Raw genomic sequence first — 21141 nt, forward strand, 5'->3', positions numbered from 1 at the left:
ATAATTATTGTGGAACAGGCATCTTGCCTGTTCCAGACTTGCTTTTTTGGAGAGATCTAATACCCAAACAAAGTCTGAAGGATCAAACCCGACGCTTGCCAGCAACGCCCTGATTGGGGTCGTAAATACCAGGCGTAGTATCAGCGCCGGGAGTGCCGGGAGTGCCGTAATCTGCCCGAGCGGTATCCACGCTGGGAGAGTCGTAGGTGTTCCAATCCTGAATGCCTCCGCGGCTCAGAACAGCCCCAGCTTTAGCGACTTCTGCTTCGCTGCCGTCAACCAGTACCAAGTAATCTCCCCTCGCCACTCGATCGTTATAAGCTCTGGCTTCCTCTTCAGGAATTCCCAAACCGACTAAAGCTCCGATCAAGCTACCCGCAGCCGCACCCAAAGCAGTACCGGCGAGTGTAGTGGCGATCGCCGTAGCCGAGGCTCCAGCCAGCATAATCGGCCCGATACCCGGAATTGCCACCAAGCCGAGACCTACCAACAAGCCAGTCAAACCGCCCAGGGTTCCGCCTGTGAGCGCACCCTTAGTCGCCCCTTCATCGGCCTTGTTGTCTGCGCTGTCGTGCACGTCAATGCCTGCGATATCCCCTTTAGAATCGCCATCCTTAGCAATGACCGAAACCCGATCCATGTCGAAACCCCCTGTTCTCAGTTCTCCCAGCGCGTGTTCAGTCTCGCGGCGAGTGGAAAACACGCCCACAGCGCGCTTGTGGCGACCCATCGATCTGCGGCCGGTGTCTGTAGGCACATCGTAAATGCCCCAATCCTGAATGCCCCGCACGCTCATAATTCCTTCGGCGGTGGCCAACTCAGCATCCGTTCCTTCTACGAATACCAAATATTCTCCGCGCGAGAGGCGATCGTTATAAACCTGAGCTTTGGCTTCGGGAACACCCAAACCGACCAAACCGCCGACCAAACCGCCCGCAGCAGCCCCGATCGCGCCTCCGACTACAGTATCAGCAAGCAGAGTGGCGATCGCGCCCCCCGCCATCACCGGGCCAACTCCCGGAATCGCCAGCGCCCCAATACTTCCGAGCAACCCAATCAAACCGCCCGTCACGACTCCCGCTGTCGCGCCTGCTTTTACGCCGCCGCCGACTTTCTCGTCGGTACTCTTACCAGCGGTAGCGCCCGCAATTTCGCTGCGATCGAGATTTTCTCCAACTACCGAAACCTTATTCATCGGAAACCCGCTACTTTGCAGTTCCATCAAGGCTAGTTCCGTATCGCGGTAATTAGAAAACGATCCTACAGCCCGTTTGTGTTGACCTAAAGCCATTTCTTTTCTCCTTCAAAAAATACTGTTTTTACACAACTACAGAATTTACGATCTGCTTGCTGCCATCAATCACATTTAGTCATTTTTTCCCCACATTTTTCATCGGTCGCTGGGAATAACCTCGACCTCTATCTTCCGACAGGTTTCCACTAATCATCGGGAATTTTAAATCGTAAATTGCCAATGGCAAATTGCCAATGGCAAATTGCAGGTATTGCGCGAGTTTGGAACGCGGATTTTTGAGTGGGTTAATCTTCAACTCTTTAACTCAAAAAAACGCAACCGGAAGATTCACGTAAGCGTTGTAATCCACTGCGAAAGCACTTTTGAAATCCCCAATTTTCCCTCTTACTTGTATCGGTTAAATCCGTCAAACTATCCGTTACCAAATCCGTTGCCTAACTTCCTTCTAATTTATTACTTGGTAGGCGATGCGGCGGGTGCAGCGGGGGCGACAACAGCCGTAACATTCACGCTTTTGACACCCTTAATTTCTTTAGCTAGCGGCTCTATTTTAGCTAAATCAGTTTGATTTGGAACTGTGCCACCTACGGTAACAGCCCCGTCTTTTGCCTCAACAGTGAGCGCACCTTTAGTAATGTTCACTTCCAACTTAGAACGAACTTCACTTTTCAGGTCGCCATCGGCTCTGATTGCATCGCCACCAGTCACATTGTTGCGCTGTTCTCTGGCCCTGATATCAGAATTTGCTTGGGCTTTGCGAACATCGCTAGTTGCGTCGGACTGAGTTTTTTGAACATTCTCGGCTGGGGGCGGGCTCTTGACATTTTCTGTGGTAGAATTAGGAGCATCGGCGCTAGTTTTAGCCCCCTCAGTGCAAGCAGCAGCTCCAAATAATAGGAGACCGCTGATGAGAATTGGTGTTAGTTTATTCATAATATGTTAATACCCTCCGGGTAAGCTGTCGATGAGTGAGACTTCGTTGAGTGAGATTAAGCCACACAGAATTTTAGCTGCTGCTTTCTGCTCTCTAAAAAGCCTTATCTCAAACATATAAAATTTAGGAATCCGCTACATCGCTCCACAGGTGTAAAATTTACCTCTGTCCTTAGATAGAGTACAAAAAATAAAATAAGGTCTTATAGCATTTTAGATTTTAGATTTCGGCGCGAGCGTCGAACGATTTTAGATTTTAGATTTCGGCGCGAGCGCTTGTCGAAGTGTCGAAGGATTTGCGATTAGGGATGAGTTACTGAATATTGGTTTGAAGCTGACAAAGCAGTTGCATTCTTTTTTCAAACGGGTATTAGATTAAATTTAACTTAATTATTCCGGGACGCACTATTCATCATCAATCAGGTTGATTCGATATTTTTAGTTACCAAAGCTAATATTTTTAGAGATACCAAGTTCAAAAACGTAAGTTTTATTAATAGATTCGATCGCCACTCAAAACTAATTTTTCCTGATGACCAATTACCAATTACCAATTACCAATTACCAATTACCAATTACCAATTACCAATTACCAATTACCAATTACCAATTACCAATTACCAATTACCAATTACCGAACTTCCTGCTTCAATACAAACGAAAAGAGTCGAGAAATTTTTGAGCATTTTCTGGCTCTGGAGTAGTAGCAACCAGCCCGTAAACGCGCTTTTCGACCAAAAAAACTTGACCGACACCTATAGGTTCCTTGGGAGAAAGTGGCTGAAACTCAAACTCTTTTCCCGGGTAGCCGCCCAGGGAAATATCACGCACTTGCAGCAATTTAGCATTTGCAGCCACGACAAAAAAATCTACTGCATTATTTAAAGTAATTTTGATATTCTTGTTGCTAGTCCGAAAATCTAGGTCAAAATATTGAAGTAAATAAGTTTCTTTGTTTTTTAAGATCGACCTGTATGTATGAGTGGTAATTTGAGTTGAAAAAGTTTCAGTATTAATTTTGGGATTTCCCGGCATATCGATCGCAAACTGACCCATTGCCGAGCAAAACGGCTGCCACTCCGGCTGAGGAAGTGGCGCCCGCAGCGGGGCTGCTTCAGCTTTTGCGGGACTGCCAAACTTGACGGCCGAAACAAGTAACGTAGCAGTAACTAGGATTATATGCAGAAATTTCATTTGGGTAAAAATTATATTTGTCCGATCTGCGCTAGCCTAGAAATATATCCGCAAACGAGGGATTTATGCTGAATATTATACGTACTCAACGGCGAGGCAACTCGATCGGCCCAACCAAAACCAGTAAAACTAATAAAACCAATATACTCGCTACTGCAAAGACTTGGCTGGCTATCAGTCTGCTGGTTTCTGTGACAGCTTGTGCAAACAGCCCCAACAGCAAAGCCCTCGAAGAATCGGTAGCCGCCGATCCGAAATTAACCGAAACTCCGCTTCCCGTCCCTGTTGCTCCCCCAGCGACAGCAGTTGAAACCAGCACAACCGCCAAACTTCCTGCCGATTTCCCGACAGAGATTCCACTCTATCCTAATGCTCAGTTAATCGAAGTTGGTGCGCCCAGCGATGGACAGTCAAAAAACGTGCGGCTGCGCTGGGAAAGCACAGATCCGGTTAATTCGGTTCAGAACTTTTATCAGACAGAATTTGGGCGCAGGAATTGGCAAATAGTCAGCCGCCCAACCGCCGAAGGACAAGGTTCTTTGGTAGCAACCCGAGATAAATTGCGGGTAACAGTGTCGCTTTCTGGGACTCAAAAAGTAGGAGGTTCTACAGAATTTGCGATCGACTACAGCAAAGAGGGCCCAGAAATAGCAGCCAGTCCCCAACCTAACAATTCCGAGTCTAGCCCATCTCCAACCGCTTCACCAAGTCCATCAAATTCAGAAGGAACTACTCCAACCCCATCCGCCTCGCCAAAATCAGAAAAAGTTAGCCAACTAGACACCAAAATTCCTCAACAGTTGCAGCAGTACGTGGCAGATTTGGCTCAGTTAGAAGCACTGAAAGTGCGATCGAAAAGCGGTGCCAATTTAGAAACTGGCAACAGTTTACCCGAACCCAACAAAATTGTCACCCGCCGCGAATACGCCCGCTGGTTAGTAGCAGCAAACAATCAGATTTATGCCAGCCGTCAAGCAAAACAAATTAGATTAGCAGTAGAATCTAGCGAACCGGCCTTTTCTGACATACCCAAAACAGATCCAGATTTTGCAGCAATTCAAGGTTTAGCAGAAGCCGGTTTAATTCCGAGTTCGCTTTCTGGAGAAACGAAAGATATGAAATTTCGTCCGGATGCACCTTTAACCCGCGAAACAATGATTCTTTGGAAAGTACCATTAGATACTCGTCAAGTTTTGCCCACAGCTAACATTGACGGAGTAAAAGAAAAATGGGGTTTTCAAGATGCTTCTAAGATTGATTCCCAGGCGTCGCGAGCAGTTTTAGCTGATTTCAACAATGGAGATTTGGCGAATATTCGTCGGGTTTTTGGTTTTACTACTCTCTTTCAGCCCAAGAAATCCGTGACTCGCGCCGAAGCTGCTGCAAGTTTGTGGTATTTTGGCGTTCAAGATCAGGGATTGTCGGCTAAAGATGCTCTGCAAGCCAAGTCTCAACCAGCCCAGTAGAGTTGTTTGGGATGATTAAAAATTTTAAACAAAGCATCAACTTAAACAAAAAAAGGTTCGTAGTGAGGACTTAAGTCCTTCTTTTGCTGAGGACTTAAGTCCTCACTACAGGTTCGTAGTGAGGACTTAAGTCCTTCTTTTGCTGAGGACTGAAGTCCTCACTAAAAACCTGTTAGATTATCATCCTGACTCTGGTAGAAAAGTCTCGCTACTTTAATTTCTCTGCCCGAGTCACCGCCACAAATCCTTGCAAACGCCATAAATCATACATCTGCCTCTCTGTGCGCGGTGCGCGCGCTACGGGATAGATGTTTTCTATTACTCTTGCTTAGTCTTAATTTCTGTATCCTGCCAGACAAGCGCTGCATTTGGCTGGCAAACTTTGTACATATTTTAACTAACACTTGGAAAAACTCTCAGTAGAATTCCGGATGGGGTAACGGACGTAAGGATAAATGAAAAAGAGTGTTTGAGTCTGGGAGAGCGTTTTCTAATGTACGATATTACCCTATTTACCCCGCAAGACATCGCGAAATGCAGTTTAGTGCTGCGCCAGTTCGGTAGAAATTCTGCTAGTATGGAAGCTAGCAGCCAGAAAATTGTCAAGTATATTTACCAACATTTTTGCGATTCGCAAACTGGAGAAAATAGCTGTGTTTTGGTGCGTTTGTTCAAAACTCATCCCTACGGGGAATTAGAAGAATCATTGCAACAATCCGCCCGCCGCTTAATGAATGGCAAATCCCCTGCCGCCGACATGAAATGCTGGACTCTACTAGCAACCGCAGGCATAGAACCGCAGTGGAATTCTCGGCACACAGCAGTAGAAAATACAGCTATTCCCTTAGTTAGCACCGAAGTAGTAGCCAAAATGCCGGCGATTTCGGAAACCATCAGACAGTTCGGTTTAGATATTCCTACAGTCCTCGGCATCGAGGGAGAAAGGTTTCTGCAATTAGAACCAGCAGTATTAAATATTTTTCACGTATCCGAGGCAAAAGGCAGCCCCTTTATTCCGGAACAAGATTCCTTAATTATCCCGTACAAAGTCAAGTCTGTCTTGGCATTTGGGGGACTTTTGCGATCGGGAAGTTTGTTTACTGTAGTCATTTTCCTTAAAGTAAAAATTCCCCATAGCACAGCTCAATTGTTTAAACATTTTGCACTTAGTGTCAAAACTGCTCTGTCTTTGTCTGACGAAAAAGATGTTTTTAATAATTCAAAAACATCGGCAAATATTGTGCAATCTCACAATGCTTACGAAAATCAATTACTGGAAAATCAAATTGCTAGTTTGATTCAATTGCTGGATTTTTCGGAGCAGGAAATGCTCAGGCAAGCAGCTCGTTTTGAACGGATAATTGATAAGTTGCAGCGCGAACTTGCCGATCGCAAAAACAAGGAACAAGCTTTGCAAGCAAGTCAAGAATCATTCAAAGGCATCATCAATACTCCCGAAGATGTTATTGTGCGCGTCGAGGAAAATCAAGGAATGCACAGTTTTAATCAAGGTGAAGAACTGATTTAATCCAAGTTCAGCAGTCCTGGGCGCACTCCGACAAAGAAACCGGGTTTTTCCCTAAATCTGCGAATCACAACAAAGTTTTCTCGAAAAAACCCGGTTTCTGGCTCCCGCGCGTAAGTCCTATTCTGTTAAAATTGGTTTGTAGTTAGGACTTCAGTCCTTCAAAAAGTCTGAGGACTGAAGTCCTAACTACGAACCTTATTTAGGGTTGGGGGTTCGGGATGCTAAGATCGAGCCGTACCATTTATCTATTGGCGTTTGCTTTGTGACCCGAAATCCTAAATTTTCAATAACTTGTCGGGTTTCGGCGTGAGTGTGACCAGACCACAAGTGATATTCTAAAGACAGGTTTTGCACGAGTTGCCAAGAATCTCGGTCTTCAAATAACAGCCATTCTGCACCTTCGCAGTCTACTTTGGCTAAATCGACGCTGCCGCCAATGCGATCGATCGCCCTTTTCAACGATACCATCGGTACATCACCGTTTTCGCTGACGCGCGATCGCGTTTTTCCCGATACTTCCCGAATATCCAGAACTACTCTACCATCTTCGGCTCCCACAGCCTCCATAAAATAGGTAAAATTGGCAATTTCAGATTGATGTTTGAGGTAAATTTCTAAGTTTGGATTAGCTTCGTAGGCGTGAATTACAGCTTGAGGAAATCGATTCCGGGCGGCGATCGGAAATAACCCGACATTCGCCCCGATATCGAGAACTTTCATCAGCGATTCAGATAATTGTTCCACTCCGTAACAGTCATCTAAAAGCACTTCAATAAATTCTCCATCCATGCCTTTCTCCTCCGGCAAGTTTACTTGTTGGCGATTTCCTTGCACAATTAAATTACCGGGCAAATTAAAGCTAGCAACTCTCTTGAATTCTACACCTAACTTTTGGGCGCGGATTTTACGTTGCAAAAGTTGCAGTATTTTATTGACAAGCATAGAAGAATATTAAAAAAAAATCATTTTTATAATAACGCTCTCTGCGCCCTCTGCGCCCTCTGCGGTTCAAAAAAAATCAGATTCACTTCAGAAAATACGATTCCTACCCAGAAAAAATCTGCTTTAATATATGTCAAAATACGCTCCCAAATCCGGGAATCAAAAATGTTAGAGTTCGATCGCCTATTTCAAACAATCGAAGAATTAGTCATGCTGCACTCACCCAGCGGTGCGGAGTCGGAAATTAACCAGCGGTTGATGGAAAAGTTCGCCGCCCTGGGAGTGAATGCTTGGATCGATCGCGCTGACAATGCGATCGCCCTCATTCCCGGGCGCAATCCCGAAAAGTCGATCGCCATTACCGCCCACAAAGACGAAATTGGCGCCCTAGTTAAAACAATAGGCGAGATCGGCCGCGTCGAAGTCCGCAGGTTGGGTGGCGCGTTTCCTTGGGTTTATGGCGAAGGCGTCGTCGATTTATTGGGCGACAAGCAAACAATTAGCGGCATTCTCAGCTTCGGAAGTCGCCACGTTTCTCACGAATCTCCTCAAAAAGCTCAGCAGGAAGATGCTGCTGTCAAGTGGGAAAATGCCTGGATCGAAACCAAGTGTACTGCCGAGGAATTAGCCGAGGCCGGAATTCGACCGGGGACGCGGATGGTGGTAGGAAAGCACCGCAAACAGCCGATTCGCTTGAAGGATTGGATCGCGAGCTACACCCTTGACAACAAGGCTTCTGTGGCGATTTTGCTGGCTCTGGCGGAATATTTGACAGAGCCTGCGGTGAATGTTTATTTGGTGGCGTCGGCGAAGGAGGAGGTTGGGGCGATCGGAGCTTTGTATTTCACGCAGCGCCAGCCGTTGGATGCGCTGATTGCTTTGGAAATTTGCCCGATCGCGCCGGAATACCCGATCGCAGATGGCGAAAACCCGGTGTTGCTGGTTCAGGACGGCTACGGAGTCTACGATGAAGGATTGAACGGCCAATTAGGCGCAGCAGCCGCAGCAGTCGATGTAGAGGTGCAGTTGGCGGTAATTAGCGGTTTTGGAAGCGATGCTTCGATCGCCATGAAGTTCGGCCATGTGGCCCGCGCCGCTTGTTTGGCTTTCCCCACCCAGAACACCCACGGGTTCGAGATTGCTCATCTCGGGGCGATCGGCAATTGCGCCGCCATTCTCAAAGCCTACTGCGAGCAACTTTCGGACGACTAGAAAAAAACTTTCGCAAAGTAGTTGACAAATTCAGAAAGATTAGTTAAGGTAATAAAGGTGCGGAACACAAGCAAACGCAACGAAAAACGCGCCCCCATCGTCTAGAGGCCTAGGACACATCCCTTTCACGGATGCGACGGGGATTCGAATTCCCCTGGGGGTATTGAAAATCTAACTCTGATATCAAAATGATATCTAGCAAGTGGTAAAGGCAACAACCCCAACCCACACGCTAGGTATCATTTTTGCATTTGGTTGGTTGAACTTCCTCTCGTATTGGATAATTGTAAATCCAGACGCGGTTTCAACCGCCCGGTCTTCTTGCTGATTTCATGGAGGTAAGCTAAACTTGTGAATAGACGAGATTTACAAAACATCGCACTCACTCGACTTAAAGAAGTAGAAGTGCTGCTCGAAAATCGTCAATACTCTGGTGCTTACTATCTCAGCGGTTATGTTGTTGAATGCGCTTTAAAAGCTTGCATCGCAAAACAAACGCGGAAATTCGACTTTCCTGACAAAAAAACTGTTTTCGACAGTTACACCCACGATTTAGAAAAACTTGTTAAAGTTGCTAAACTTGATTCCGAATTAAAAACTCTGCTAAAAGATGTAGAGTTTTTAACTGCATGGGTAGTTCTTAAAGACTGGTCAGAAGAAAGCCGTTACCAAAAACATGACCGACAAAAAGCCCTCGATATTTACTCAGCAATTACCGACAGCAATCACGGAATTTTACAATGGGTACAGCAACATTGGTAAGTCAAGAAATAGCAGAAGGTCAAAGACTAATAGACGCTCTTAATGCAGCAGGTGTATCAGTTGATTCTGCTCTCTGGTTCTACGCACCAGAACCCGAAACCTGGCGATTGATGCTCACATCGCCTTCATATGATAAGAAAGGCCCACTTAAAACTTACCACGAGATACTATCAGTCTTTCGCGAGGTAGAGCCAGAATTGAAAATTGATTGGACAGCCCTTGTCGCAGTCAGTGTCAAAGATGAATTAATTCAGGGATTGCGCGAGTTACAACAACGTTTCAAATCAAGTTTTTCAGGGAGACGGATAACGAATCAAAGCGTCAATCATAGGTACATTGATGATGCTTACATTTATCAAATCAAGTGAATCAACTCTCGATCGAGCTGATATATCATGCAATAATGTTTACTTAATTCGTAGGGTGTGGATCCACGAAAAATTCCTAGCTACCTATCGACAATTTAAGATATCCGCACCTGAACACAATGGTTTTATAAATAAACACAACATTTATTCGGCAGTATTTTTTTGTTGAAATTCAGATCGCGACTGAGGCGGTGCGTGACCAATAATTTTTTGATGGTACCCGCCACGTGATTTATCCGTGGAATCAATCCCAAATCGAAAATCTAAAATCCTCTCTTCCCCCGAATTTATCCGTGGGGTTAATCTAAAATTTCCTGGTTTTGATGTAAAGATTTATCGCCGTCACACACCCTACAATTAACTAATCAACTCTAAATTCGAGACTAAATGATGCGTTATGCGATCGTCATTGAAAAAACACCCAATAACTATTCAGCTTATGCGCCAGATTTACCTGGATGTGCAGCCACAGGCGCTACCCTTGCGGAAGTACAGCAGGAAATTAAAGAAGCGATCGAATTTCACTTAGAAGGGTTGCGAGAGGAGGGTTTACCAATTCCCGAACCAACTACTCTCTGTGAGTATCTAGAAGCACGGTAGTAGGACAAAATATTTCATAAATTAAGTCGGCAAAATTCAATTATAATCTACTCTAAAGAGGATATTGTCGAACACTTCTTCGTCCAACAGTAACAACTATATCATTCCAAATCCGCAAGAGCGACTTTCAAGCAAGCACGAACTTCCTTCCAGTCACGTTCCGACAGATGACCAATTAGAACTAAGTTGGAAGATGGCGGTAGAGTGACAATAAAACTGCGAAAAACCGAAACGACTCGTAAACCTGCTGTGGCCCAATCTTGGAGTATATAATCAGTTATACCTAAAGCAGTTGTCTGTGTAGTCAGTAGTCCAGCTATTACATCGCGGCGGGTTGTGTTATAGGTAACTGATGATAGAATTACCGCCGGACGACGTTTAATGCCAGTGACACCAGGAAAATCTACTGTCACCACATCACCAGGATTAAAAGACACTATTAAATCTCCTCGTTTTCAGGAAAAATGGTGGCCGCATACTGCAAAGAAAATGTAGTCACATCGAGTTTATCTTCTTCAGTCCAAGTCTCGCTTTCATCGACAACCGATAGATTTTGCTGCACCAAATCGTTGAGAATAAGAGTTGCCAAGCGCAGTCTATCCTTTGGTGAAAGGGTAGAAAGAACGCGATCGTAAACTTCTCGAACAGTAGTTGACATAGCAAATCCTCCTGCTGCTTATCTTCTGGAACACTTAGGGCAGGTTGATTAGATTATAGCTTAAAAAATTAATAAATTTATGCTAGAATTGAATTCTAATTTTTAACCCCAGATTCACCTATGCCAACTTTAACTGATATTGGCACTCTCATTATCCGCGATCCGCACCTTCGCGGTGGCATCCCTATTATTGCAGGTACTGCCACATCGGTGCAGCGAATCGTAGTCTTATACAAACAAGGTAATAGTGCTGAGGAAATAGCAGCGGATCTGGATCATCTCACCCTAGCGCAGGTTTATGCTGCACTGACTTATTATCACGCAAATCGACCAGAAATAGAAGCAAATTTAGCGACCCAACAAGCAGAATATGAACGTTTTGCAGCATTAAATCTGCTAAAAATGCAGGAGACAGCATGAGCTGAATTCGTCTTTACTTTAGTGTTTTAAATGAGGACTAAAGTCCTCACTACGAACCTAATTACCAAGTAAGTATATTTATTTTTCTGCTATTCGATCGAGCTTTTCCCTCACCAACAAATCTAGCAAAGCACGCAGCACAAACAAGCCAGCGCATCCCGACACAGCAAAAGCTACGATCGCCCCCGTTTGATATCCGCCCACCAGCAGCACCGCACCCGTCAGCCCCCCAAAACCAGCCATACAGGCAAAAATCAGAGTTTTTAGGGCGAGATTGATGCGTTTCAGGGCGCGATCGCTCTCAATGTTACGCACACGAATTTGCAACTCCCCATCTTCTATCCGCTGTTCCAAACGCTTGATAAAAACTTGCGATTTACTCGGCTGCTGTAACTTGTAGGTGATAAAATTTCGTGCTTGGAGAGCCAATTCTCCGATCGCACTTCTGCGCCCTTTACTCACCGCAATACTCTTGACAAAAGGCTGAGCGCATGATAGGAAATTGTAGTGAGGGTCGAGAGTTCTAGCAATGCCGTCGAGAGTCGTCAACGACTTGACAATAAACATCATTTCTGCTGGCAACCGAAACGGTTGTTGCTCGAACATGATGTACAGTTCGTTCTTGATTTCATTGAATGCTTGAAAGTCGATCGGCTTATCAATAAACTTATCCAACAGAAAAGCAATCAGCCTGCGTACCGGCATCATATCCGGCATCGGCTCCACTAAGCCGATCGCAATTAAAGTATCCAGTACCCGATCGGTATCCTTTCTCAGCACAGCAAAAAAAGTCTTGACCATTTCGTCCTTAGCCAGAGACTTCACTTCTGCCATCATCCCAAAATCGTAAAATATCAAGCTACCATCTTCTGTTACCGCCAAATTTCCCGGATGCGGGTCAGCTTGAAAAAAACCGTCAATTAACAACTGCTTCAAGTAACAGGAAATTCCGAGTTGATTGAGCTTCGTAATATCTACTCCAATCGCCTCTAAACTGATCCTGTCGTCCACCTTAATCCCCGGCGCGTATTCTAAAGTCAGCACTTTTTTAGTCGTGTATTGCCAGTAGACTTTCGGGACAATAATCTGAGGATATTCTTGAAAATTATGGCTGAAGCGATCGGAATTTTTGCCTTCTTGTACGTAGTCAATCTCTTGATATAAAATCTTAAAAAATTCGTGATAAAGAGATTCTAGGTCGTACTTGCGCGTCCCTGGTAAATAGCGATCGCACAAACGCATTACTTGGCGCACCGCCTTGACATCCAAATCGAATAACCTTTCCAAACCCGGACGCTGCACCTTCACAATCACATCTTCCCCGGTGTGCAGCCTCGCTTTGTGCACCTGGCCCAGACTCGCCGCAGCAATGGGCAACGGGTCAAAATCCCGGTACAAAGCGTAAATATCTTTGCCTAACTCTGATTCTACAAGGGCGATCGCCTCTTCGGAACTAAACTCAGGAACCCGATCCTGCAACTGTTCCAACTCCTTCACGTACTCCAGTGGCAGCAAATCGGCGCGAGTGGAGAGAGACTGCCCGATTTTAATAAAAGTCGGGCCCAAATCCAGCAAAGTATTGACCAACCAATGGGCACGAATTCTTCTAGTATGAGCAGACTTATCTTGCAGCAGTCCATCCCACCACAAAAAAAACATAAACTTTGCCGTCGCAGCAAAAACGTCTATTTGTCGTGCCAGCGGCGAATATTTAGAACGTTGCCAACGCAGGAGTTTAGGTGCAGCTTTTGTGAGCATAAGATTCGTCGCGATCTATTGAGGTGCACCGCAACGATTTTAACTGGAAATTGCAGCAAGCGATCGGCTCAGATAGAAATACCCGACAAATAACGGAATTTACTTGCAGCCAAACACCTTCAACAGTTGACAGTTGACCTGGGACAGTTGACAGTTGACCTGGGACAGTTTGAAAGCGAACTCTACCTAGAAGGAAGAGGATTGGAGTAATGAATAGTCTGATTTTAATTTCTCCCTCAAAGACTTGGGGCTTTTAACCAATTCTTTCTGGTCAGTTTATTTCACAGCCAGATGCTTGCGTTTTTGAATCAACAATCCAATTCCAATGCTAAGCCGGGAATTACAGTCCCCTCCGGTACCGGTACGGGTGTCGAGTCGTCGGCTATGCGGTAAACAGCCCCTCTTCCCACGCGAAACTCAGAGAAGTTCCCGCAATCAGACAAACAAATCAAAAAGGATGATTTGGTAAGGTTTGCTATATTTTCTAATCTCCCTATTAACGCAAGTTTTAGCCTGTTCGCTGGCAATTCAGGGCCGCTTCTCAACCGAACTATTATTATAGATTCAACAGTTCCGCTGGAATTTTTGGCAAAGTCAGAGTAAAAGATGTGCGGCACAACTCGTCAGATTCAGAACTTTCTGCCGGACAACTAGACACATCAATAGTACCATTCAAGTGCTGCACTAAAGACTTTACCAGGGCTAGACCCAAACCCGTACCGGCGATCGCTTTGTTGGTAATGCCAGTACCGCGACGGAACTTTTCAAAGATGTGGGGCAAATCAGCATCAGGAATGCCACGCCCGAAATTAGACACACTCAGGACAATATCGCTGGCTACCTCAGACGCCTTGAAAACTACCGTTGTTTCTGAAGTCGAGTATTTTCCAGCATTCGTCAGCAGTTCCAGTAGTACCCGCTTAAGACTGTCCGGGTCGCTTTCCAAGGAAGGGGTAAACTTCGGCACATCCACCTTCAGAGTCAATCCCTTATCCGCCCACTTTTTCTCAAAATCCACAACTAAATCTTTAATTAAAAGGTTGAGATCGATGTTGACTGGATAAAGAGGGAGTGGCTGACGCTCTAATTGCTTGAAGGTTAGCAAATCCTGAACCAGGGCGGCTTCCTTAGCACAATGCTGCTCTAGAATGTCGAGATAATTAGCCCGACTTGCTGATGGCTGTTCGGCCTGTTTGAGCATCAGAATCGCCAGATTCATGATTGTCAAAGGGGTTCGCAACTCGTGACTAACATTGTCGATAAACTCGTCTTTGATCAGCTTCAATTTGCGTAGTTGATCTAGTTGATTGGCAGATTGTTCGTGCAGTTTCTCCTGCACGTTGATACTTTCTTCCAACTCAGCATCTCTTTTTTGGACTTGGGTTTGCACTTCCTTGAATATCTGAGTTTGAATAATCGCCCTGCTCGCTTGAGCGCAGACTGATTCCAGAATTTCTAATTCTTCAGGGTTCCAAGGGCGCGGCTCGGAGTGCTGCAAAACCAAGAACCCTAAGACAATTTCCTGTCTGCTTGCGTGCATGATGGGAATTACCAGCAACCCCCGAATACCTTGGAGTTTCAAGATTTCTGCGGCTCCCTCTTCTTCCTTGTCGATTAATTCGCTGGCGTCAGCAAGGGCGAGAGGTTGGGGTGCGCTCTGGAATGCTTGACCGCACAAATTAGATTCCGACAGCCAAAAAGCGGGAGAGTTATTTTGTTTGGAGTTAGAACTTTTGGATTTGGAATTAGCACTTTTTGCCTGGGTTTTGGGTTTGGCTTTCGAGCTTTGTTTTCCAGAATTTTTTGGTTCTATTGTTAGTTTACCTTCATTTTTGGTTGATGCAGATTCGCCAATTAATACTATTTTTGCTTTGGGAGTTTGATTGACGGAGGCTTTTGTTAAGGGGAAGTCTGTATCTTTGAACAGCAGTATTTGACCTCTATCTACTTGCAAGGTATTGACGGTATTTTCAATAATTTGCTGCAAAAATTGATCGACTTCTGAACTGGTGTCGATCGCAGTAGCCACTGACCTGAGTAGATTTTTGTATTTAGCTTGTTGCTGTAACTGTTCGTTTAAACTGGCAATTTCTTGAGTTTTTTGAATGTGAGCAATCGCGATACCGATCGCCTCTGATGCTGCTTCTAAGCGCTGGCGATCGGTTGCTGACCACTCGTGAGGTTGCAACTTACCAAGAACGATCGTCCCATTTACAGCCCCTCCAAATCGCGCAGGCGCTGCCAAAATTGCCCGACAAGGCAGCGGTGTCACAGGGGAATTGGGCGATGAAGCTGTCAAAGGAGTATCAAGATAGTCGGAGATCCCTACTATCTCGCCGTCTGCTAGCAGGTTTGCGAAAACAGGATGTTCGAGCGATATGCTAGGCGATTCTAATTTTGTGCTTTGGGAGTCTTCGGGTATCTTACTTGCATCCGCAGCGTTTAGCAGATCGCTCTTCTGAAGCCAGCAAGCATTCGGAATTACTACTTTCTGGTCAGCTACAGCAGCAACCAAACAGAAATCTACCCCACAAGCAACCCCCAAAGTTTTTGCTATTTGTAGCAGCAGGATTTCTCGATCGATGTTGGTCGCGAGAATTTGGTAAATTTGCCGCCCGACAAGGGCAGGATCGACCTGGTACTGCATAAGACGATCCAGAAATTTTTGGACTGATACTGGTTCTGCCATTGGTGGTAGATGCAAAGTGCGAGACTCTGAAGGCGATTGGTCGATCGGAGTAAAGTCTTGATTTCCCTGGTAATCGATCATGGCAACGAAGTCTTTCTTTTTTTTAATGATGTTTAAGCAGATTCGTGCTGCATATATAGAACCTATCTTTGACATCCTCCCCGCCTTAGAAGAGCGAGGATTCCCAAGCCTCACGATTTGGGTTTCTGCTTCCTTCCGGATCGGTTTTTCGCACCTGCCTTAACAGATTTACTCTGTTCTGGTCTTACAGTCGCTCCACAGACTGTTACCGCAAGCCCTGCGGCCAGAATATTCTTACTGGCGTTGATGTCTCGGTCATGGTGTGACCCGCAATTAGGACACTTCCACTCCCGAACATTTAACGGCAGTTTTTCAACAATATATCCGCACTCAAAACACCGTTTTGAACTCGGGAACCATCGGTCAATCTTGATTAAAGTGCGACCGTACCAATTGCACTTGTATTCAAGTTGCCTGACCAATTCACCCCAACTTGCGTCGCTGATGGCAAGAGCCAGTTTTCGATTTTTTACCATGTTCTTCACAGCTAAATTTTCTACGGCGATGGTTTGGTTTTCACGCACCAACCGCGTTGTTAACTTGTGAAGATTATCTTTCCTTGCATCGGCAATTTCTTGATGCACTCTCCCTACTTTCAGCCTTGCTTTGTGTCGGTTATTTGACCCCTTCTGTTTTCGACTTAAAGCTTTCTGCGCTCTTCTAAGTTGGCGATATTTTGCCTTAAATCCTTTGGGGTTGACAATTTTTTCGCCTGTGCTCAGTGCCAGCAAACTGGTAATTCCCAAGTCAATACCGATTTGGTTGTCTGACTCGTCGGGTAATGTTTCAATTTCCACATTTACCAACAAAGAAACTGACCACCTACCAGATGGTGCCAGCTTTACCGTAATCGTTGATGGTCGGCAACCGTCCGGTAGTGTTCGACTCCAACGAATAGGTAAGGGGTCAACAGACTTGGCTAAGTAAACTTGTCCGTCCTTGAACTTAAATGCCGACGCAGCAAATTGCGCGCTGCCACCGTTGCGTTTTTTCTTGAAATTGGGATATTTTGCTCGCCCGTCAAAGAAGTTATTGTAAGCAGTTTGCAAATGTCGCAAGCACTGCTGCAACGGTACTGAAGAAACTTCATTTAGGAATTCTAATTCAAGAGTTTTCTTCCAGGAAGTTAGCATACTTGAAGTCTCAGTATATGCTACCCGTTTTTGTTCTTCATACCAAGCTTGAGTCTTTGCAGCTAAGGCACGGTTGTAGACCAAACGAACACAACCTATCGTGCGTCGCAACAGGCTTTCCTGTTCTGGCGTTGGGTAGAATCGATAGCTGAAGGCTTTGAGTGTCATGTTTCCAGTTTCACACCTCAATCGTAAGCTGCCTGTAAAATCTTGTAAAGCCGTCGTAGAACGACGGGTTTTCAACCCAGTTTTCTGATAACAGTCGGTTGGACTGTTATGAGCCTGCTTTCTGCGTTGGCGCAGCCCGTCGGCGGGTAACTAAATCTTTAAAAGACTTACTCAGATCCGACCGAGTTCTATTTTGCTGTTTTCTACCCTTGGATCTGTACGGGATGAACTTTAGCATCCTTGACCAGATGAGGATAAATCCCATTCCCACTAATTTGAACTGTTCTGAGAATGAATTTATTTTTGAGACTGCTTTGTGAGACCCCTCTCCTGATTCTGTGATGTTTCTTATTTAAGTTTGTGATCCTGATAAAATTTTATTGTGATATAAATCATGCGATCGAGTGACGCCGATCGCAAAAAATAAAAAATAAAAAATCCTCCCTCAGGATCGATCTGAGAGTTACGAAGTTTTTGCTCGACTACTCATCGATCGCAAGTTCTAGAAACGCGCTTGCTAGTTCTATTGTTAAATTTATCCGACTTCCCTGCTTACTTATTTTGTGCTTCCTGTTGGGCTCGATCGCTATTTTGGCGATAAAGTACCGTCCGGTTAACAGCCGTTGCAGAGCGGGGATGATTTGGGGATACGGCGGCCATCAAATCCGAAGCTTGCTGCCACTTAGCGGCCACTACTAACCAATTTTCGCGAGATTGAGCGGTTTTGCCCTGGGTGGCTGCTTGCTCTGCCACCCGCACTGCTTGGGAAAAAGAGTCAACAGCAGAATTAGGATTTTCCTTAGAAGTTTTGACAGCAGGTGTTGCTTCTGAGGAACTGGGACTGGCAACTGCTTGGGTGGTGGCGGCTGTGCTGTTTGGCACTGGGGAATTGAGTCCTTTGTAGATGGCGGCCACCGCAACCAGCAACAACACGCTCAAGCTGACGCCGCCGACGATACCGCGCTTAAATTGCCGCGGTTGCTGCATCGATCGAGGAGCAGCGATTCTGGGCAAAGCCCGCTCTTCAGCTTGGCGTTCGTGATGGGCGGCGGCCAAACGCTTGAACAAATTTGGCTTTCTGAGTTTAATTTCTTGGGACCACAGCAATTGATTTTCTGGATCGCGGCTAATTTCTTCGAGCCACAGCAGTTGGTGTTCTCGCACCAGCCGGGTGTTGATGTTGACTCGGCGAATATTGCGGGGCGAGAGATTCTCCAAAATTTCTCGGATGCGATCGACCAAACTAGACTGTTCGAGCAGTTGGGGTGTTGCAGCTTCGCACAGCAGTTGCAGTATCCCAGAAGCAAACACGGCTCTAGCTCTGACACCTACGTGTGCCAGTTTGTCGTTAAGGATTTGAATAATCGATGCAACGGAGCCCTCGCGAGCTTGCCGAGCAATGTCATCTATTTGATTCGCCATAACACTATTTTGACGCTTCGCAATCTGTTAATTTTTAATCCAAAGTCTCGGATCTAATTTTTATCTATACACGTTATCACTGACAGTGCCAGGTTAAAATGAACAGATGCAAATCTTGCATACCGATCCCACTTAACACGATCGCCACAGAATTGAGCGAGACAACAGGAAATAAACTATGGGTAAAGTAATTAGCGGTCAAATTTTTGTTCTAGATGACAACATCGATACAGATCAAATTATCCCAGCCGAATACCTGACCTTGGTTCCCTCGAAGCCGGACGAGTACGAGAAACTAGGCAGTTATGCGATGATTGGGTTGCCCGATCGCTACGGCAAGTTTATGGAAGCCGGCGAAACCAAAACCCGGTATCCGATTATCATTGCGGGCGAAAATTTTGGTTGCGGTTCTTCGCGGGAGCACGCTCCGATCGCTCTGGGGGCTGCGGGCGTCACAGCGGTGGTAGCCTTGTCTTACGCGCGGATTTTCTTTCGCAATTGCTCGGCGACTGGCGAATTGTATCCGATCGAATCGGTCGATCGACTTTGCGACCTATTTGTAACAGGCCAAGAAGTGACGATCGACTTTGCGGGCGATAAAATTATCAACCACACTCAAAATCTCACTTACTCCCTCAAGCCTTTAGGAGATGTCGGGCCGGTGATTGATGCCGGAGGGCTGTTTGCCTACGCACGCCAAACGGGAATGATTGCGGCTCGTTCTTAACTGCTAAGTTAATAGACCTCCTGCGAAAGTCCTCACCTAATCGACAAAACCGATAATTACCAGTATGTCTGGCCAATCTTTTATTATTAGTTAATAATGGCTGAAATGGCGACTGTTAAAGGATCGATAAAATACTTTCGCAGGAGGTCTAATGTAGGGTGCGCCACAAGCACCTTACAAATCATTAGACTTCTTGCAAAAATATTTAGGACGGGCTAGAAGCCCATCCCACAATTTTTTTTTCTTGTGGGATGGGCTTCTAGCCCGTCCCAAAATATGATTAAAAGGACTTTTGCAAGAGGTCTATTAATAGAATATCAAATCGACTCAATAAAATTCAATAAAATCCGCTGGTGAGGAATGCCAAAAGGTCGTACATCTCCAGACTTTTCAGAATAGCATTTACCAGCCCGAATATCCTCGGCTGTCAACAACTGCATATCCCAACCCTCGTGCAACACTAAATCGTTGACATCCGCAGTAAGTTGTGAGTGAAAAACATGGCGCACAATATCTCCTTCGACATCGCGACAGAAAAAAGAGGCACTTGCAGGAACCCAGGAAATTTCCTCTAGTAACTCGCGCAGCAGAGCCACTTCGGCAGTTTCTCCCGGTTCCAAGTGTCCGCCAAACAAAGCCCAATGTCCGGGATACCTGATATGAGGAACATCGTCCCGCAACTGGCAGAGAAATTTGCCGTCTTTGTGTAAAATGGCGATCGCAACGTGAATTTTAGTCATAAGGAAGAAGGAAGAAGGAAGAAGGAAGAAGGAAGAAGGAAGAAGGAAGAAGGAAGAAGGAAGAAGGAAGAAGGAAGAAGGAAGAAGGAAGAAGGAAGAAAGAAGGAAGAAGGAAGAAGGAAGAAGGAAGAAGGAAGAGGGAAGAAGGAAGAGAAAAGAAGGAAGAGGGAAGGGGTGCATCTCAGTTTGGCGTTTGGCAAATATGTGTGTAGGGGCGAAGCATGACCGCAATCAATATGAGATGATAGCTAATAACTTATATGCGGTCATGCTTCGCCCTCTTCTCTTCAAAAGTGAAATGCACCGAGAAGGAAGAAGGAAGAAGGAAGAGGGAAGAATTTTGACTAGAGACGGGTTCACCCAAATTTGTAATAAAAACGAACAAGCTCATAAACAAGCCCAGTCAAAACTTTGTTTCACCCAATCTGTAATATAAACGAAAGAGCTCGTAAACGCGATCGCATTTCATCACCAATAACCAAAGCCAAAGCGCCAAAGCGCAACTACATACCTTGGATTTTCATGAAATACAGGTACTTAATTATTGAAAAAAAATTAGCGTGTAGCTATTTTGCTTTATCAGCCGCTGGAGTGCGGTTTAATTGTTCCATTTCCTCAATATAAACTTCACCTAAATCCTTCCCTGCCAATTCCTTGACGGTGATACTCTTAAAGCGGACTTCTCCCTTGAGCAACACTTCATCGCCAAGCTTGGGCAAAGCTTGCTTAGTTAAAATCCAAATCTTACCAGTACCGTCTTGAATTTGATAAGCCGCATTCCCCACAAACGGAGCGCGATTTTCCACCTTCCCTCGGAGATAAACTTCACCATCAACTTGCCGCTTTTGTTGAATGTCGCCAATGCTAGCAACATTCAAACCGAGATTGAGTTGAGACATGGGTACATTGCCACAACTGAGCAAACCGCTAGTCAGTATTAGCAATAAAGAGCCTATGGAGTATCTTTGAATCCAAACTTGCTGAATTATAGTAGTCATTTGTCAAAGGATTTGATATTTTAGATTGTGAGATACGACTTACTGTAACAGAATCCTCAGAGTCGATCGCGAGTCAGAAATTTCTCG

Annotated in this window: 23 protein-coding genes and 1 tRNA gene; 11 read left to right on the forward strand and 13 right to left on the reverse strand. The window is 45.4% G+C overall.

From position 1 onward, the window contains the following. Positions 1 to 82: 82 nt before the first annotated feature. The 3 genes from JGK11_RS01055 to JGK11_RS01065 form a co-directional block, all read right to left on the reverse strand. Entirely contained in the window at positions 83 to 1291 is a 1209-nt protein-coding gene (locus JGK11_RS01055) for a general stress protein (protein WP_293210265.1), read from the reverse strand. A 79-nt stretch (positions 1292 to 1370) separates the two neighbouring features. Then, positions 1371 to 1550, reverse strand: coding sequence for a hypothetical protein (locus JGK11_RS01060; protein ID WP_293210267.1), 180 nt, complete (start codon positions 1548 to 1550; stop codon positions 1371 to 1373). Positions 1551 to 1708: 158 nt separating this feature from the next. Beyond that, positions 1709 to 2188 carry a BON domain-containing protein gene (locus JGK11_RS01065; RefSeq protein WP_293176480.1) on the reverse strand — a complete coding sequence of 160 codons (480 nt, stop codon included), beginning with the start codon at positions 2186 to 2188 and terminating at the stop codon, positions 1709 to 1711. A gap of 532 nt (positions 2189 to 2720) precedes the next feature. Here JGK11_RS01065 and JGK11_RS01070 point away from each other — a divergent pair. Then, complete coding sequence (locus JGK11_RS01070) at positions 2721 to 2870, forward strand: hypothetical protein (protein WP_293210269.1); 150 nt, start codon at positions 2721 to 2723, stop codon at positions 2868 to 2870. Here the strand turns inward: JGK11_RS01070 and JGK11_RS01075 are convergent. Then, complete coding sequence (locus JGK11_RS01075; protein ID WP_293210272.1) at positions 2837 to 3382, reverse strand: hypothetical protein; 546 nt, start codon at positions 3380 to 3382, stop codon at positions 2837 to 2839. The two genes, JGK11_RS01070 and JGK11_RS01075, sit on opposite strands and share 34 nt — an antisense overlap. Positions 3383 to 3447: 65 nt before the next feature. Between JGK11_RS01075 and JGK11_RS01080 the strand changes: the two genes are divergently transcribed. After that, the gene (locus JGK11_RS01080; protein ID WP_293176484.1) at positions 3448 to 4848 is read left to right on the forward strand and encodes an S-layer homology domain-containing protein; all 1401 of its coding nucleotides are present in this window, start codon (positions 3448 to 3450) and stop codon (positions 4846 to 4848) included. A gap of 493 nt (positions 4849 to 5341) precedes the next feature. After that, the gene (locus JGK11_RS01085) at positions 5342 to 6376 is read left to right on the forward strand and encodes a histidine kinase (RefSeq protein ID WP_293176486.1); all 1035 of its coding nucleotides are present in this window, start codon (positions 5342 to 5344) and stop codon (positions 6374 to 6376) included. A 195-nt stretch (positions 6377 to 6571) separates the two neighbouring features. Here the strand turns inward: JGK11_RS01085 and JGK11_RS01090 are convergent, their stop codons facing one another. Further along, a complete protein-coding gene (locus JGK11_RS01090) occupies positions 6572 to 7318 on the reverse strand; it encodes an FkbM family methyltransferase (protein ID WP_293176488.1) in 747 nt (248 codons plus the stop codon). A 165-nt stretch (positions 7319 to 7483) separates the two neighbouring features. Between JGK11_RS01090 and JGK11_RS01095 the strand changes: the two genes are divergently transcribed. The 5 genes from JGK11_RS01095 to JGK11_RS01115 all read left to right on the forward strand — a co-directional run bounded on the left by JGK11_RS01095 (position 7484) and on the right by JGK11_RS01115 (position 10260). After that, positions 7484 to 8530: a M42 family peptidase gene (locus JGK11_RS01095; protein WP_293210274.1), complete on the forward strand. Its 1047-nt coding sequence runs from the start codon at positions 7484 to 7486 to the stop codon at positions 8528 to 8530. Between the two features lie 90 nt (positions 8531 to 8620). Beyond that, positions 8621 to 8693, forward strand: a tRNA-Glu gene (locus JGK11_RS01100). Between the two features lie 188 nt (positions 8694 to 8881). Then, positions 8882 to 9292 (forward strand): HEPN domain-containing protein, encoded by a 411-nt coding sequence (locus JGK11_RS01105; RefSeq protein ID WP_293176492.1) that lies wholly within the window; start codon positions 8882 to 8884, stop codon positions 9290 to 9292. Then, positions 9271 to 9660, forward strand: a complete 390-nt coding sequence (locus tag JGK11_RS01110) for a hypothetical protein (protein ID WP_293176494.1) — start codon at positions 9271 to 9273, stop codon at positions 9658 to 9660. The genes JGK11_RS01105 and JGK11_RS01110 overlap by 22 nt, the downstream gene beginning before the upstream one ends. Before the next feature lie 387 nt (positions 9661 to 10047). Further along, complete coding sequence (locus JGK11_RS01115) at positions 10048 to 10260, forward strand: type II toxin-antitoxin system HicB family antitoxin (RefSeq protein WP_325315532.1); 213 nt, start codon at positions 10048 to 10050, stop codon at positions 10258 to 10260. Positions 10261 to 10361: 101 nt separating this feature from the next. On the opposite strand, the gene JGK11_RS01120 is transcribed toward JGK11_RS01115, so the two are convergent. Both JGK11_RS01120 and JGK11_RS01125 read right to left on the reverse strand, forming a co-directional pair. Beyond that, entirely contained in the window at positions 10362 to 10697 is a 336-nt protein-coding gene (locus tag JGK11_RS01120; protein ID WP_293176496.1) for a type II toxin-antitoxin system PemK/MazF family toxin, read from the reverse strand. 2 nt (positions 10698 to 10699) lie between these two features. Beyond that, complete coding sequence (locus tag JGK11_RS01125; RefSeq protein WP_293176498.1) at positions 10700 to 10918, reverse strand: hypothetical protein; 219 nt, start codon at positions 10916 to 10918, stop codon at positions 10700 to 10702. Between the two features lie 120 nt (positions 10919 to 11038). Here JGK11_RS01125 and JGK11_RS01130 point away from each other — a divergent pair, with 120 nt between their 5' ends. Continuing rightward, positions 11039 to 11338: a DUF433 domain-containing protein gene (locus JGK11_RS01130; RefSeq protein ID WP_293176500.1), complete on the forward strand. Its 300-nt coding sequence runs from the start codon at positions 11039 to 11041 to the stop codon at positions 11336 to 11338. Between the two features lie 78 nt (positions 11339 to 11416). On the opposite strand, the gene JGK11_RS01135 is transcribed toward JGK11_RS01130, so the two are convergent. The 4 genes from JGK11_RS01135 to JGK11_RS01150 all read right to left on the reverse strand — a co-directional run bounded on the left by JGK11_RS01135 (position 11417) and on the right by JGK11_RS01150 (position 18589). Further along, positions 11417 to 13096: an AarF/ABC1/UbiB kinase family protein gene (locus JGK11_RS01135; RefSeq protein ID WP_293210276.1), complete on the reverse strand. Its 1680-nt coding sequence runs from the start codon at positions 13094 to 13096 to the stop codon at positions 11417 to 11419. 556 nt (positions 13097 to 13652) lie between these two features. Further along, entirely contained in the window at positions 13653 to 15866 is a 2214-nt protein-coding gene (locus JGK11_RS01140) for a GAF domain-containing protein (protein ID WP_293189537.1), read from the reverse strand. Between the two features lie 110 nt (positions 15867 to 15976). Beyond that, entirely contained in the window at positions 15977 to 17167 is a 1191-nt protein-coding gene (locus JGK11_RS01145; RefSeq protein ID WP_293176506.1) for an RNA-guided endonuclease TnpB family protein, read from the reverse strand. A gap of 552 nt (positions 17168 to 17719) precedes the next feature. Further along, a complete protein-coding gene (locus tag JGK11_RS01150) occupies positions 17720 to 18589 on the reverse strand; it encodes a hypothetical protein (protein ID WP_293176508.1) in 870 nt (289 codons plus the stop codon). A gap of 178 nt (positions 18590 to 18767) precedes the next feature. Between JGK11_RS01150 and JGK11_RS01155 the strand changes: the two genes are divergently transcribed. After that, on the forward strand, positions 18768 to 19316 hold the full coding sequence (locus JGK11_RS01155) for a 3-isopropylmalate dehydratase (protein ID WP_293176510.1): 549 nt from the start codon (positions 18768 to 18770) through the stop codon (positions 19314 to 19316). 317 nt (positions 19317 to 19633) lie between these two features. On the opposite strand, the gene JGK11_RS01160 is transcribed toward JGK11_RS01155, so the two are convergent. Next, complete coding sequence (locus JGK11_RS01160; RefSeq protein WP_293210278.1) at positions 19634 to 20056, reverse strand: NUDIX hydrolase; 423 nt, start codon at positions 20054 to 20056, stop codon at positions 19634 to 19636. On the opposite strand from JGK11_RS01160, the gene JGK11_RS01165 reads away from it, so the two are divergent. Beyond that, positions 20042 to 20281: a hypothetical protein gene (locus JGK11_RS01165; protein WP_293210280.1), complete on the forward strand. Its 240-nt coding sequence runs from the start codon at positions 20042 to 20044 to the stop codon at positions 20279 to 20281. The two genes, JGK11_RS01160 and JGK11_RS01165, sit on opposite strands and share 15 nt — an antisense overlap. Before the next feature lie 341 nt (positions 20282 to 20622). Here the strand turns inward: JGK11_RS01165 and JGK11_RS01170 are convergent, their stop codons facing one another. Continuing rightward, on the reverse strand, positions 20623 to 21054 hold the full coding sequence (locus JGK11_RS01170) for a DNA-binding protein (RefSeq protein WP_293176516.1): 432 nt from the start codon (positions 21052 to 21054) through the stop codon (positions 20623 to 20625). Positions 21055 to 21141: the final 87 nt, after the last annotated feature.

This window comes from Microcoleus sp. PH2017_34_RAT_O_A, assembly GCF_020737885.1.
In the GTDB taxonomy this organism is placed as follows: Bacteria; Cyanobacteriota; Cyanobacteriia; order Cyanobacteriales; family Microcoleaceae; genus Microcoleus.